This is a genomic window from Dyadobacter sp. NIV53 (assembly GCF_019711195.1).
In the GTDB taxonomy this organism is placed as follows: domain Bacteria; phylum Bacteroidota; class Bacteroidia; order Cytophagales; family Spirosomataceae; genus Dyadobacter.
Map to the genome: position 1 here is coordinate 847,954 of NZ_CP081299.1, position 15,174 is coordinate 863,127.

General features: G+C 41.3%; 12 protein-coding genes. 5 read left to right on the forward strand and 7 right to left on the reverse strand.

Going from position 1 to position 15,174, the window contains the following annotated elements:
* Positions 1 to 29: 29 nt before the first annotated feature.
* The 5 genes from KZC02_RS03340 to KZC02_RS03360 form a co-directional block, all read right to left on the reverse strand.
* A complete protein-coding gene (locus KZC02_RS03340) occupies positions 30 to 1,730 on the reverse strand; it encodes a GH39 family glycosyl hydrolase (RefSeq protein WP_221392813.1) in 1,701 nt (566 codons plus the stop codon).
* A 24-nt stretch (positions 1,731 to 1,754) separates the two neighbouring features.
* Positions 1,755 to 3,305, reverse strand: a complete 1,551-nt coding sequence (locus tag KZC02_RS03345) for a RagB/SusD family nutrient uptake outer membrane protein (protein WP_221392814.1) — start codon at positions 3,303 to 3,305, stop codon at positions 1,755 to 1,757.
* Between the two features lie 20 nt (positions 3,306 to 3,325).
* Positions 3,326 to 6,490: a TonB-dependent receptor gene (locus KZC02_RS03350; protein ID WP_221392815.1), complete on the reverse strand. Its 3,165-nt coding sequence runs from the start codon at positions 6,488 to 6,490 to the stop codon at positions 3,326 to 3,328.
* Between the two features lie 268 nt (positions 6,491 to 6,758).
* On the reverse strand, positions 6,759 to 7,319 hold the full coding sequence (locus tag KZC02_RS03355) for a helix-turn-helix domain-containing protein (RefSeq protein ID WP_221392816.1): 561 nt from the start codon (positions 7,317 to 7,319) through the stop codon (positions 6,759 to 6,761).
* 341 nt (positions 7,320 to 7,660) lie between these two features.
* On the reverse strand, positions 7,661 to 8,803 hold the full coding sequence (locus tag KZC02_RS03360) for an AI-2E family transporter (RefSeq protein WP_221392817.1): 1,143 nt from the start codon (positions 8,801 to 8,803) through the stop codon (positions 7,661 to 7,663).
* Positions 8,804 to 9,062: 259 nt separating this feature from the next.
* Here KZC02_RS03360 and KZC02_RS03365 point away from each other — a divergent pair, with 259 nt between their 5' ends.
* On the forward strand, positions 9,063 to 9,509 hold the full coding sequence (locus KZC02_RS03365; protein ID WP_221392818.1) for a nucleoside deaminase: 447 nt from the start codon (positions 9,063 to 9,065) through the stop codon (positions 9,507 to 9,509).
* Positions 9,510 to 9,649: 140 nt separating this feature from the next.
* Here the strand turns inward: KZC02_RS03365 and KZC02_RS03370 are convergent, their stop codons facing one another.
* Both KZC02_RS03370 and KZC02_RS03375 read right to left on the reverse strand, forming a co-directional pair.
* Positions 9,650 to 9,994, reverse strand: coding sequence for a helix-turn-helix domain-containing protein (locus tag KZC02_RS03370; RefSeq protein WP_221392819.1), 345 nt, complete (start codon positions 9,992 to 9,994; stop codon positions 9,650 to 9,652).
* A 404-nt stretch (positions 9,995 to 10,398) separates the two neighbouring features.
* Positions 10,399 to 11,646: a hypothetical protein gene (locus KZC02_RS03375; protein ID WP_221392820.1), complete on the reverse strand. Its 1,248-nt coding sequence runs from the start codon at positions 11,644 to 11,646 to the stop codon at positions 10,399 to 10,401.
* A gap of 230 nt (positions 11,647 to 11,876) precedes the next feature.
* Here KZC02_RS03375 and KZC02_RS03380 point away from each other — a divergent pair, with 230 nt between their 5' ends.
* The 4 genes from KZC02_RS03380 to KZC02_RS03395 all read left to right on the forward strand — a co-directional run bounded on the left by KZC02_RS03380 (position 11,877) and on the right by KZC02_RS03395 (position 15,071).
* Positions 11,877 to 12,074 carry a hypothetical protein gene (locus KZC02_RS03380; RefSeq protein WP_221392821.1) on the forward strand — a complete coding sequence of 66 codons (198 nt, stop codon included), beginning with the start codon at positions 11,877 to 11,879 and terminating at the stop codon, positions 12,072 to 12,074.
* Between the two features lie 170 nt (positions 12,075 to 12,244).
* Positions 12,245 to 14,140, forward strand: a complete 1,896-nt coding sequence (locus tag KZC02_RS03385) for a hypothetical protein (RefSeq protein WP_221392822.1) — start codon at positions 12,245 to 12,247, stop codon at positions 14,138 to 14,140.
* A 113-nt stretch (positions 14,141 to 14,253) separates the two neighbouring features.
* Complete coding sequence (locus KZC02_RS03390; RefSeq protein WP_221392823.1) at positions 14,254 to 14,682, forward strand: VOC family protein; 429 nt, start codon at positions 14,254 to 14,256, stop codon at positions 14,680 to 14,682.
* A 5-nt stretch (positions 14,683 to 14,687) separates the two neighbouring features.
* Positions 14,688 to 15,071, forward strand: a complete 384-nt coding sequence (locus KZC02_RS03395; protein ID WP_221392824.1) for a YdeI family protein — start codon at positions 14,688 to 14,690, stop codon at positions 15,069 to 15,071.
* Positions 15,072 to 15,174 lie beyond the last annotated feature (103 nt).

Sequence of the window (15,174 nt, forward strand, 5' to 3'; positions counted from 1 at the left end):
TTTAAATGATCAATGCAGCGTTTTCGGACTTACCACTTAAAGTGCAGAAAGGAAACGGCCTGACGCGGAAGCTGCATTTGAACCGTTGCAATTCCATTCTTAGGAAGTATCCATTCCGGTGAAGTAAGCAATGCGAGTTGTCCGGCCTTTTCAAGTAACCTGATCTGTTCTGCAGAAGGCTGTTTTGGCGAGCCCATGCTTTTCCAGGTTTCGTATGCATTGCTGTTTTCCTTGTCGATCCGGTAATGGTACATCATCACTTTTTGAGCCGGCAATCCTTTTACCAAAACCTGTACAGGAGCATCTGGCGAAGGAACATTGTCGTCATGATAATTCCAAACCATTACCCCGGCAGAGTTAGCACTTTTGGAAGCAAGTCCATTGATATCAGCCTCACCACGAACGCTTTCGTCCCTTACTTTTTTGAAATCATAAGCCAGATCCTGTTTCACTTCCACACGGTTTCCTTCCATCATACCAAACATCCTGAATACATTCAGAACCGGTTTGTCCACGCCATTTGTAGCCAGATCGCGGAAACCACGGAACCAGGCCTGGTCTTCAAATTCAAATGACCAGCTTACGGCACCAGTCAGGTTTACTCCACGGGCTTCCGCCAATTCATATTTTCTGGCAAAAGATGCAGCTGTATAACTTGAATACATGGTTCCGTTCCGGTAAGCATTCTGCGGACTCAGATCCTCCGAACAAGCCGCACAACCTTCCGGATCAGACTCTCCAATGATGATCGGCAGTTTTTTCAATGTTGGATAAGAAGCAACGATTTCAAAACCTTTGTCCAGATCGCGAAGCTGCGTTCCCATGTTCATCTGCACATGGCCGTCCACAATTTTGGGTGCTCCTTTGGCATGATACGTAATGAAATCAATCGGTGAGCCTGTTTTCCCGGTTACATAATTTTTACCTTTTGTAATATGATCCAAAAATGTTCTCATGAATACCGCTGATTTATCCCAAGATGGCCCTGTAACTTCCGGCCCGCCCATTTTTGCAGTAGGCAATGCACGTTTTACGGCATCGGCAGAGTAATCGTACATTTTGATATACTCCTCGGTAGTTCCTTTCCAATAACCGATATTAGGTTCGTTCCAAAGTTCCCAGTACCAGCTTTCCACTTCCTTCTGGCCGTATTTTGCCACTGAATGTTTAACCCACTGATATACCAGTTCCGCCCATTTTTCATAATCTTTTGGAGGGTAAGCCCAGCCCAGGTAAATATCATTGTAATTATCTCCCGGTTTCCAGTGATGGCGGTACGGCTCAGGCTGGCTTGAAAGCGCCTGCGGCATAAATCCGATCTGAGCAATGGGTTTCATTCCTCTTTCAATAAATGTGTCAAATATTTTATCGACTATCGTCCAGTCATAGACCGGTTTTCCCTGAGCATCTTCCGTATAAGCATTGGTTGATCCCCATTTTAATGCCGCTTCACCATCGCCGGTTACTAGCAGGCTGTGCACACGTACATACACCGGGACTTTGCTCAGCTCAGATATTTCAGTCAGCAGTTTTTTGCCGTCTTTCATGTAGGTATAATTAGGCTCATCGTAGCCAAAAAATGCCCAGATCGGTTTCATTGGTGCTTTTACCGTAGCCAGATTCACCTCAATATGAACGGGTTGCTGCTCAGGCTGGCAAAAAGAAGGAACGGATAATGCCGTACAAAAAGCAGCATTGAACAGGAGTAATTTTGTTTTTTTCAAAAACATGCGATATGATTTAAGCGGTAAGAATTAATATCCGGGGTTTTGTTCTATCTTATTATTTCTGCTGATCTGCTGCGTTGGTATCGGAAACAGATTATGCTTTTCTGCGGCTGCGGTCACACCATTTGCTTTGGCATTGCTGATAAGCCGGTTGTGGCGGATCAGGTCCCAGCGGTAGTGCCCTTCTCCCACAAATTCCTGCGCACGCTCTTTCAAAAGCGCATCCCTGAACCCATCCTTTGTAAGTCCGCCCAGGTCGGGATATACTTTTGCATCCTGTTCAAATGCAGTTCCCACGGCTCTGGCCCTTCTTCTTACTTTATTTAGTGCTTCCAATGCCGGTGCAGTCGGGCCGTCAGTTTCGTTGATTGCTTCTGCATACGTGAGCAAAATATCTGAATAGCGGATCAGTGGATAATTGACACCTTCTTTCAGAAAACCGGTGGCAAAATCGACACGATGAAATTTGGTTAGAAAAGGAGCGTACATCGTTACGGTATCACGAACCAGTTCCTTAATACCGTTTTTATAATAATAAGGCATTTTATCCCTTACTGACTGCCACTTGCGGTAGGTATCGGGGCTTTCTGTGAAAAAGGATTTTTTTGCCTGAAAAATAACCAGGTCTTTTAATGCATGAAACTGTACATTCACGCCTTTCACCGTCTGAGCCGGCGGGCCAAACAAATAGATCATCCGGGTTTGGTAAAACTGGGACGTACTGTTTGCATTTCCACCATGCTGGATAGAAAAGATATGCTCTTTACCGTTCTGAAAATCGGGATTATTGATGTTTTCATAATCTGCAAAAAGATCAAAAACACCCTGATCCATTACCTTTTTTGCTTCTTCGGCTGCCTGTTTCCAGTTACGCTGCTGAAGATAAACTTTTGCCAAAAGAGAAGAAGCTGAAATTGCAGTCGCTTTACCGGCAGTCAGATCCGCTTTATTAAGCGGGCTTAATAATTCCACTGACGATTGCAGGTCACTGACAATCTGCGTGTAAACTTCGGCTTCTGTACTTCTTGGTTTTTCAGTTTCACTCAGGTCCGTTGTTGCATGAACATGTAAAGGAACACCGCCGAATATCCGAACCAGATTGAAGTAAAACAATGCACGCAGGAATTTGGCTTCTCCCAGGATTTTGTCTTTACCCTGAAATTCAGCCGCTTCCATTTTATCAATCAGCGTATTACTTCTGTTGATCACCTGATAAAAATAATCCCAGGCCGTAACGAGTTCATTAGCATCCGGCGTCCAGGAAAACGTGTTCCATTCGTTCTGGATACCAGAGCGGTCACCCGAACCATTGGCAGAACCACCGCCGATCAGCGTAAATGCAGTAACATCACCCAGCGTAACCCATTGTCCGTCACGGTAATTATCATTCCACAAATAGGTATACACACCGTTTAAAGCAAGCTGTGCCTGATCCAGTGTTTTGTAAAAGTCATTGGTTGGAACCTGGCTGTATACTTTTTCCTGAAGGGCATCTTCGCATCCGCTTGCACTTATTACCACCAATGCAGTGGTGGCGGCAAGCAGAAAATATTTTGTTTTTTTGAATAATGAGATCATGTCAAATGCTTTGTTTAACGTTAAAATCCAAGCTTAATTTCAAGACGATAAGTCCTTGATGACGGGTAACCAAACCTGTCCATTCCTTTGGTCGTATTACTTCCGCCATAAGAATTTACTTCCGGCTCATAACCTGAATATTTAGTAAGCAGGGCAAGATTATCAATGCCAAACCCTAGTTTTGCGTTTTTCACAAACTTTACAAATCCGGGGATTTTATAGCTCAATGTCACATTCTGGATACGAAGGAAAGAACCATCTTCAATCAGGTAAGAACTTACACGCTGCGGATTGGTAGCGCTTGCGGCTGGTAATGGATTGTCAGGTTTTTCAGGTGTCCAGCGATCCAGTCGTTTGGCAGAAACACCAATTCCGTCGAGTACATACTGCTGCGCCGCCAGATTCAAAACCTTGTTTCCATAATCGCCATACAGAAAAACATGCAGGCTCAACGGGCCGTAGGACAAGTCATTGGTCAGGCCGTAACTAAATTTCGGAAGCGGGCTGCCTAAGAAAACGTCATCTTTTTCGGTATCATATACCCCGTCACCATTGACATCCTTGTAACGGATATCTCCCGGTTTTGCGGCTGGCATGGTACCAATTTCCTTAATTTGTTCCTGCGAGCGCCAGATCCCGTCAAATACTGATCCGTAAAATTCTCCGACAGTATGACCGGGCTGCAAACGTACCGTGTTCTTCGCATGCGGGTTTACATTGGCACCTCCCACCCAACCGGAGTACAGATATTCTGCGCCACCCAGCGAAAGGATTTCATTACGGTTGAATGAAATATTAAAGTTGGTCGTCCAGTTCAGTTTACCCGATGTATTCACGCTGTTGATCCCGAATTCGAAACCTTTGTTAAGCATGGAACCCGTGTTTTTCAACACGCTTCCAAATCCGGTTTGGGATGGAACAGGCACATCAAGCAAAAGATCTGTTGTCTTTTTATGGTAATAATCGACCGAAAAACTGAGCCTTCCGTTGAGTATTCCAGCGTCCAGCCCTACGTTAAATTCCCCTGTTTGTTCCCAGCTCAGATCCGGATTGGCAATATTGGATGGATAGGCGATCGGCACTTTTGATCCTCCGTAAATATAAGAGCTGCGTGTACCAAATGAGGTTCCGAGAAGTGACAATGAGCGGTATACCCCGATTGATTCATTTCCTGTTTTACCATAACTCGCACGTAATTTAAGCTGGTCAAATACTTTCAGTTTCTGGATGAATTTTTCGTCACCCAACTGCCATCCGAAAGCCACCGCCGGAAATACACCGAACTTGTTATTGGCCCCAAACTTGGAAGAACCATCCGCCCTGACCGAAGCGGAGAACAGATATTTTTCCTTCAGCGAATAATTGACACGGCCAAGGTAAGAAATCAGTGTCCATTCGTTCATATTACTGCCGGGTGCCTGCGGACTGCTTCCCAATCCCAGATTATAATACTCAAAAATATCACTTGGAAAACCGAACGACGACGCGTCCATGGTTTCATTTTTTTCCTTTTGGTAGGTAAAACCTCCGAGTACTTTTAACTGGTGTATATTATTGAAAGTTTTGGAATAGGTTAGCGTATTGGCATTGGTATAATTCAGGTTTCGTACACCAATCTGCCTTGCTTTTCCATTCGTTCCCGCAGCAGCTTCTGAACCGATCGGAAAGTACTGATGGAATTTCCAGTCGCGGATATCGGCTCCAAAACGGATGTTCAGGTCCAATCCCGGAATGATGTTATAATCCGCATAGATATTCCCCAGGATCCTGATCGTATTATTTACCTCACGGTATTTGTCCGTCATTGTCAGCGGGTTTTCCAGCCCGCCACCCATCGGAAAATTCCTCAAATTGTTGATCTGGCCCAATTCATCCCTGGCTGGAATTGTTGGAGGAGCTTCATAAACGGCGTCAACAATATTCGATATTCCTTCATATCCTTTGGTATCGGTTGGAACCACTTTTTCATCAGTCAAAGTAAATGATAAGCTTTGTCCAACGCGTAGTTTTTTACTTACATCTGCATCAATGTTGATTGTTGTACCATATCGTTTGAAGCTTGATCCCGGGATAATTCCTTCCTGGTTGGTCACATTTTCTGCGAGCATATAACGTACATTCTGGCTGCCTCCTGAAAAAGAAAGCTTGTAGGTTTGCTTTGGAGCCGATTTATAAATCTCCTTCTGCCAGTCAGTCCCTTTTCCGAAACCCGAGATCTGGTCAGTGGTATAAACCTGGGATTGTCCTAAAAGCGAAGCCCGTTCGTTTACCTGGGTTGCCCATTGAGTTGCATCCATAAAAGGCAGTTTTTTACGGATCGTCTGCAAGCCGTACGAATATTCAAAATCAGTCCGTTGCTGACCGGATTTCCCTCTTTTGGTTGTAATCAAAACCACACCATTTGCAGCTCTTGAACCATAAATGGCTGACGCCGAAGCATCTTTCAAAACCTGGATGGATTCAATATCCGACGGATCAATGGAGTTCATAGGATTGGCACTCCCGCCAAACGAACCCGCATCACTGCTAGCGCCAGTCTGGAAACCATTACTGATAGGCATTCCGTCAATTACATATAATGGTGAGCCGCCAGCAGATAAGGATGCTGTTCCCCTTACCTGCACGGAAATTCCACCACCGGGAGCATGGGAATTGGTATGAACCTGCACACCGGCAATTTTTCCCTGCAATGCTTTATCCGGCGTATTGATCGCGCCCTGCTCAATATCCTTTCCTGAAATAGTTGCAATGGCACCAGTCAGGTCTTTCTTTTGCACGGTACCGTAACCCACCACAATTACTTCATTTAACTGCTCAGAATTAGGAAGAAGCTGAATGTCAATACTCGTCTGGTTCTGGATTTTTACTTCCTGCTGTATGTAGCCAATAAAGGAAAATACCAGTACCTGCCCCTCTGTTACACTGCTGATTTCGTATTTACCGTCTGCGTTGGAGGTGGTTCCCGTCGAAGTTCCTTTTACTACCACATTAACACCCACCAGAGACTGGCCTTTTTCATCCGTAATCTTACCTTTAACAGGCTTATCAAGAGATGAAACCCCTCGTTTCAACCCGGGTTTTATTGTATTGAATGCGCTTACCGGATTTTCAGATAGGCAGCTCAGGATCAGAAAGTAAAGGCATAGTCTTATACCCCTGAAAGAGTTTTTTATAAAAATTTTCATAATTTAATAAGGCTAAAAATGTAGGCAGTATCATCCCTAACCCTGGCTTACCGGAAAAGCAGGACAAGAAAGCTCCACCAGTTAAAAAACTGTTTGGAATAAGTTAAAATGAGCACAATACTTTACTACTGACTTTATTTTACATAAAGCAGCCAACGGCACTGACATGGTCAGTTAAAACATAAAAACAATTATTTCAGTACAGCTTTCCAGACGGAAAGCTGCTAGTGTGGTTTCTGAAAGTAAAAAATAAAATGAACGCTTAGTGTTATACGAAAATATCCAGATACCGCACTTCATCAGAAACCGGCATAATGCCATGTTTTTGAAGACAATTGAAATACAGGCTATCCCCGGCTTTCAGAAGATACTCTGCATCCCCGACAGTCATTTTCATTTCTCCTTCAATTACATAAATAAATTCTTCTCCTTCGTGGAAAAGCTCATGTTGCTTTACCTCACCTTTTTTTGCCATAAAAAGCATTGGCTGCATTTTCTTCTGATGGTATTCGGGGCCAAACGGATATATGAAATATCCCTTTTCCGTTTTCGTCAGATTGTCCTCAGCCTTTTGCCTGGTTGTTAAAATTGCATTTAACCATTCTTCTGTTTCCAGCAAACTTGAAATGTTGGTACCCAGCGTCTGAGCGATTTTTATCAATGCTGCAACCGACGGTACCGTTTTGTTATTCTCAATTTTGGAGATCATGCTTTTCGACAGTTCACTGCCATCAGCTACCTCCTGCAATGTCCTTTTCTGGCTTGTTCTTAATATCCGTATCCGGTCTCCGATATTAAGAGTGTTACCTTCACTTTCACTTGATGCCATATTTTTCAACCTTGTTTACAAAATTCTTATTTGTTTCCTATCATTCAACAAGGTTGAATGCAAATATAAATGCAAAAATCCGTTTTGCAAGTTTTTCTATAAATATTTTGTGTTTTTATTTTGTTATTTAATAAAAGCGCTAAAACACATTGTAAATAAACCAATTATTTAAAAAAGTCTGTTGATCCTGATTATAAAGAAATACAGATCTTTTATAGAATATGACACTGATCATGCCTCTTTCCATAAAAAATAAATAGTACTTGTTTATTTAAATGGCCTTATAAAACAAAACAGGCAAGCAAAATGCAAGCCTGTTTCAATCATATAAATTTTTAATTTTAATCTACCTCTTCTTTACTGACCACCTTTGAAGGGCTATGCTGCGGCATTTTATCACCCAGCAATTTTCCCCATGGTTTTAATCCGTCAATTCTGTCAAAAATGATTTTGAGTACTGCCACAAACGGAATGGACAAAAACATGCCGCTCACTCCCCATAAGTTACCGCCAAGCAACACGACCAGGATTGAAATCAGTGCATTGACTGAAACTTTTGAGGAAACAACCCTCGGGACAATAATGTTATTATCGGCAAACTGGATCAACGTATATGCACCTACGATCAATAGCGGAGTGGTCAGATTATCCCCTGTTATCAGGGACATCAGTACCGGTAAACCTATGGCAATAATTCCACCTATATATGGTATCAGATTGAGTATCGCTCCAATTACTCCCAACAAAACTGCATACTGAACTCCGAGAATTAATAATGCAGCAGAATTTAAAACCGCAATAATCGAAGTTTCGATCATTAGCCCTACAATATAACTCTGCACGGCACCTTTGGTTTCCTGTAAAATCTCGGCTACCTGGCCTGAATTATCTTCTTCAAAAACTTCGAATACAAAATTGAGTATCAGTGGCTTGTAAAACAATAAAAGGAAAACGTAGAGCGGGATCAGCACCATAAAAGTAAGCATGCCTACCAGTGTATTCAGCGTTTTACCCACAAATGCCTTACTTCCGTTCAAAGCGTCTTTGGCCATGCTTATTTGTTTTTGAGAGGACAAGCCAAACTGGGATGTAAGCCAGGATTGAAAATCGTGTAGCATGGTCAAGAACTTTTGTTCCATCTGCGGCAGCATCTGCCCGAATTGTGCAATCTGAGACGACAGAAACAACATAATGGCTACGACTACCAGAATGGCAAGCAGGATAGTCAGTGTAATTGCGAGGATTTTGTTTATATTTTTTCTTTCAAGAAAAGTATAAACAGGATTAAGAAGAATTGCCAACAGCCCGGCAAATGCAAAAGGAATGGCAACATCCTGTAATAAGGACAGGATCAGCACAAACAAGTACAACCCGATGATAATCAAAGGTGCTTTGATATAAAAAGGATACACATCCCTGTTTGCTAGTCCTTTATGGCTTTCATTGTCTGAAGTACCGGTATTCGCTTTAAAAATCTGGCTCATTATAATTTTGATAAAATAAATTCCTAAATATTCTCATTCCTGAAGGCCAGGATATGACGACATTCAGATAGTAATTAAAGATTAGAATAAAACTGCTGCAAAGCTAATCTGAACGTTTACTGATCAGGAAAAATATCATGCCCTGATTTTTTTGGTGGAAATATTCCTCTCACCTGCAGTAAGGATGAAAGTTTAGCAATCTTTGCAATGATGACTCATCAATTTTATTACTTAAAAGCTTTCTCAAAAGATACTCACCATGACCAAAATTACCAGTGCTGACCATGAACATTTCATGAGGCGATGTATAGAACTTGCCCGTATTGCCAAAAGCCATGGAGAAAGCCCCGTTGGATCTGTTATAGTGAGGAACGGGGAAATTATTGGTGAGGGAATTGAAGGCGGAAAAGCAAACCTGGATATAACTTTTCATGCTGAAATTGAAGCGATCCGACATGCTTCTCAATTTTTACAAAGTCAGGATCTATCCGATTGTATCCTTTACACGACTCATGAGCCATGTATTATGTGCTCCTATATGATCAGGCATACAAAAATAACTACCATTTTTTCAGCACTTTCAAGCGGAGAATATGGTGGGGCCAGTTCAAATTACCCGTTGCTTTTGGATACAACCATCCACAAATGGGGCAATCCACCGAAAGTTGTTTTTGGAATTTTGGAAGAGGAATGTAAGAAATTATGAAAATTTGACTTCAAAAACATTGGTGTGATTTTGATACGATTACACTGATGTAATCAAATTGATTTGAAAAAATAAAAATGCCTGGTCTGATATGGAGGCTTTGAAAGATATGAGCGCAAAATCATATTTGAAGCTTTTTCCTATTCCATTACTTTGATTCGATGCTGAATTCCCCAGTCAATCATGGAAAGGATTACCGGCGCAAAAGTCTTGCAATATTCCGTCGACTCATATTCGATCAATACCGGCGTATCGGCATAAACGGTACGGGTAATCAGTTTATTTAACTCCATTTCTTTGAGTTCTTTTGAGAGCATGCGCGTTGTAATGCCAGGAATACTTCGTTCAATTTCACGAAAACGTTTATTTCCATTACAGATCGAGTTAATAATTGGTAACCTCCATTTTCCGCCGATCACATAAATAGTATCCTGCAAAGCCTGTACTTCCTGCTTTTGGTCTCTTTTTACTACTGTCAATTCCATAATCAAACTGATATACTCTGTGATACTGATTACAAATGTATATCAATTTATTGGTTCCTGCTTTTAAGAATATATAAGTAATTGGAACAAATTAATCAATAGAAAAGAAAGGATTGAACCGTTTCTGCCATAAAACAGTAGTCGCGAACCTATGGGACGCCGTGGATCCGGATTAACTCAATAGCAACAAACTGGTAGCTACTTAGCGGTATCGATTCACTGCTTTATTTAAGTGAATGAAGCAATCAGGCCTATTTTAAAATCATTTCTAAGCATCAAAAAATATACTGAATTAGAAATGTGTCCGCGTACTTAAAATTCCCGGAACTACAATTTAAGGCAGTATTAGGTAAAGCATAAAAGGACGTTTGCCACTAGGAAACAAAGAATATAATTCTATCATTTTACTGGCAATTTTTGACCTGATCCGGCAGGATTTTTCGGATCGATGGTTTGTCGAGTAACTCCTTAAGACGTACAGGATTTGGAAACGGAATTTCAAACCCTTTCTTATCCAGAAAAGTTTTATCATTGGTTTTCAAATACATACACACATTTCTTGTTTGTAAAAGCGAATAATCATGAATTTTATGAATCTCATTCATGTCCTCGTTGATACGCGTCAGGTGGCCATAAAAGAAAACGAAGGAGAATACAACCGCGGGAAAATACCGAAACAGATTATTGCCTTTTTGCTCAGCAAACCGGATCACAAACCAGGCATTGCTAATTAATCCCAGGCTGAAAAGCTCGGTATATCGGGATGAAACCATCGTAAGTTCCTGGCCACGGCCGTAGGCGATAGCACAGCACTGGATAAAAGACCAGACAAAACAGCCGGTCATCAGCACATCTGCTCTTGTCAGGCTTTTTCGTATAGTAAGCAGCAGAATCATAAATAAGGCGGGTGTCCAGAGCAAAAATGCCGGAAACTGATGATCACCGATTGGCCAGCTTAGAATATAGCCAAGCGCATAGATCAGCTGGGATAAATTCTGGGCGCGATACACCTGATGAACAGGAATTTGCGGGATCAGGAAATAACCTGTGATTGAGGTAATGACTAACACAAGTATGCAAAAACAGTTAAAAAGAGAAAACCGGGATTTTAAGTACAGGTCCAAAATGTACACAGTAACAATAGTAAAGGGTGTGATAAAACCGGAACCCATTGTAAATATGCTAAGCAGGCATAACAGAAATACAGCTGCGAAAGCATAACCGTTTTCAGGAAGGTAAGTAATAAGTAGTATGGAAATTACAGAGAATAAAATCAGAAAATAAAACTGGCTTTGAAAGCCTATGAACAAATTTTCAAATGAAAACGGCAATGCAAACTGCGCCAGAATAACAGGAATCAGTAACCATCTGAGACCACTAAAAGAACGGTTTTTGAAAAAAATCCATACTAATACAGTCGGAGCAGCCGCAGCCAGCAGGATATTAAAACGGGCTTCGGTCAGATTATTCCATTCTCCCGTTATTTGAAAAATGAATAGCGATAATAACCGGGTTGGCAGGATACGGTGTTCGTTGTGCAGGCTCCATAGATCCGATGTTTTAAGTGTGTTTTCAATCCACGGACGAAGCAGAAAATCACCTTCTGCATCCCACTGATCCCAAAATGGCAATGTGACTGCGAAACTGTTCACATAATAAAAACGCGGCAGGGCAACGGCAAAAATATAAAAAGGACAATTAAAAGTTGTTGAGTAATATTTGGTTTAACTGGCATTCGGATTGTTTGACTGTTAACAAATCAATAATTATTTGATAATAAATAATTTAATTCTAATATACGTCATCGAAGCTAATAATAATAGTTATACATTTAACCAGTCAGTTACACAAAATGTATTGATTACTCAAACTTCCCCCTCCCATGAAAAATTACTACCTGCTATTTTTGTTGATTTTATTCGATTTATTTTATTCAAATTTTTTGCCACTCGCCCACAAGGCCAACTGCATTCCCGGGAGTTTTAATAAAATAACAGAAGTGCCTGTTATGGCGATTTATAATTACCCGCCTACTTCTCCCGAAGCACCTACACCAATCCCGCTTTTGGAGCGGCCTTAGCAATTCCAAATGTAAACTTGTTGGCTAAGGTTATCCATAAAAAAAGCATTTAACTGATGTATCAGTCTTTTTAAATCCTGTTCCAACCGGAACAATGCGAAAGTATATTTTGCATTTGGAATTATCTGATTGAACTGCGATGCTATCAATTATCTTTTAGTACCTCCTCTATGAATTTTCACTTGCCGGGACGTCTTTTTCCTTTGTTGAATGACGTTTTTATTTACCTGTTTTTTAAATCTTTTTTTGAGTTACCAGATATTATAAGATCCTGGTTTCGCAAGGCTTCGCCGATACCTTCCACCATGCGGACGGAGAAAATTACCGTGTTAAATCCCGGTTTGCTGATAGGCCAACACCCTCCTGCCCGGCCTCCATTGTTTTACCGCGTTGTGCCACTTTTGATATGCGCCAGCCTGATCCTTTTTTATTTTATCATCATTATCACCAACTCGGTGAATATACCGAATGGCGATGATTTGTATTGTCTGCTGTTATTTACGCAGAACTTTCAGGACACGCCAAGCTGGGAAGAGCGGTTCCGTTTAATAACAGAGCAGTGGGTAGAACACAGGATTGTCTATTCCCGTTTTACAGCACTTTTATCTTACTGGTTTACCAGCCAGGTAAATTTTGTGACCATTATTATTATCGGCAACGCGACGCTCATCGGTTTTACCGTATTGTTCTGGAAACTGATCAGGAGAACCGGCGTGTCAATGTATTTTCTCATACCTGTTGTACTGATACTTTTCAGTCCTGTGATGTATGAAGCCAACGTATGGGCCGGTGCAAGTACCGTGTATATGCCTGTATGTTTTTTAGGGCTTTTAACTATTTACCTGCTGGTGGACAAACCTGAGAGTGGCTTTATACCCGCAGCAATGATCGCACTTCTGGCAACCTATTCCTTTGGGAACGGGATGTTTTCTTTCATTGCCGGACTTGTTGTACTGCTGTATCTAAAAAAATATAAGCTTTCTGCTGTATGGGCCATTTTAGCTATAACTGCCATCCTGCTTTATTTCCGGAATTTTAATTTTTACAGCAATACCGAAGCCTTCGGAGTATCTGCCCATTTTCAAAATCCGTCTTATTTATTTTACAACCTGTTTGGATTCATTGGTGGCATTTTTGATTATGCAGAGAATATAAACAGCCCCTTAATGGCAGCCAATATTCCTGCCATTCTGATCGGCATTATTTTATCAGCTGTAATTTTTTACGGTATATACCAGTTTTTTATTAAAGTAAATACAAACAAAAGCCAGGAGAGACTAAGGGTTATCTGGCTGGGCATGGTTGCATTTATGGGTATCACTATCCTGGTCATGGCTTATTCCAGGACCTTCGGAGAAGCGATGAATACCCTATGCAGCCGGTACAAGATTTATTCCATGGTGGTATTCATCCTGGTATACTGGTGGTGCCTGATGTTTTATGATAAAAAGAAAGTTGTCGGTTTAGTTTTTGGAGGCGTTAGTTTACTGTTGCTGATGTTTAACTATTATGCCAATTATCAAAAACTTACAAATTTCAAGTCTGTATTTCTGTCGGGATTATATAATTATAACGTCAATAACCAGTGGGTGATTTACAGGCACACCTCTTACTTTGAAGGAGCCAGTATGATGCTGAGTGACTCCATAAAACACAATCCCGATCCGGTTTATGTTTTTAATGATGTTTTTCCTCAACTCACCCATCAGGCGCTCCGGGAAGCAGATGTCCTTGGTAATGTCAGAGTTGTTCAGGAAAATAATTGTCACGGAAGGCCCGGAAAATGCCTGAGCATCCATACAGATACCTATCCATCGACTTCGAACGTTTTTAAAGGTATTTATCTTGTAGTTTACAATGACGAAAACATCTTCCTGTTCGCTGCAAACCCAGCGAGAAATGGCAGATTTAATATTTTGACCAAAGGAGAATATTATAAAGACGGATTTTTTCTGGATGAAAATTTCGGGCGAAGTTTGAAAAAAGGAGTGGAATATAAACTCGCAGTATTCTGTCCGACCGAAGATGAAAAGATCAGGAGGATCAATTATAAGATAGATGGCTAAATTCCCAATTTTACCGTTATTCCATTTTTGACCATAAAATTCCATGATTTTATATGCTTATTTTATTGAGCCATTTATATTTGTTGAAAATGAAAACCTAAAACAAAATACGTATGGAACCGAAAGCAATGTTACGCGGAATGGCCAATGTGAGTTACTGGGCAGATGACATAAAAAAAGCACGGACGTGGTACAATGAGTTATTTGGGATTGAGCCCTATTTCCAAAGACCAGACGAAGAAAATCCTGCCTACATTGAATATCGGGTCGGCGATTATAAGCATGAAGTTGGTATTGTTGATAAGAAATATATGTCAAAATTAGGAACTGCCGGTCCTGGCGGCGCTGTATTATACTGGCACGTGGACGACATTGCGAAAGCTATGGAACGGGTCCTGGGAATGGGAGCTACCGAGTACGAACCAATTACCAAACGTGGTGAAGGGTTTGTGACCGCCGCAGTAATTGACCCATTCGGAAATGTACTGGGTTTGATGTACAATGTGCATTACCTGGAAATATTGGGCGAAAACGACGGATAGAAACCATGGAAACAAGAAATGGAAAACCGGTCGTTTATGCAAAAACAAGGGAAGACTGGCGTGCCTGGCTGAAAGAAAACTGCCAGTCTGAAAAAGCTGTGTGGCTGATCCTTTATCACAAAAAAAGTCTGGTTACAAGTGTTAACCTGAACGATGCAACCGAGGAAGCATTATGTTTCGGCTGGATAGACAGCCTGGCGAATAAGCGCGATGCAGAAAGCTACTACCTGACTTTTACACCACGAAATCCAAAAAGCAAATGGAGCAAACCAAACAGGGACAGAGTACAAAAATTGTCTGACGAAGGCCGGATGACGGAACACGGCCAACGGCTTATTGAAATCGCTAAAAGTACCGGAAAATGGGAAATTACTGAAACGGAAATATAACAAACCACGCAATTTTTCATTTCCCAAAAGACTTCATACCCGGATTTGGTAAGCATTCGCCGGCGAAAAATAGCTAAACGCAGTTTTCTAAGAAATCATGGTG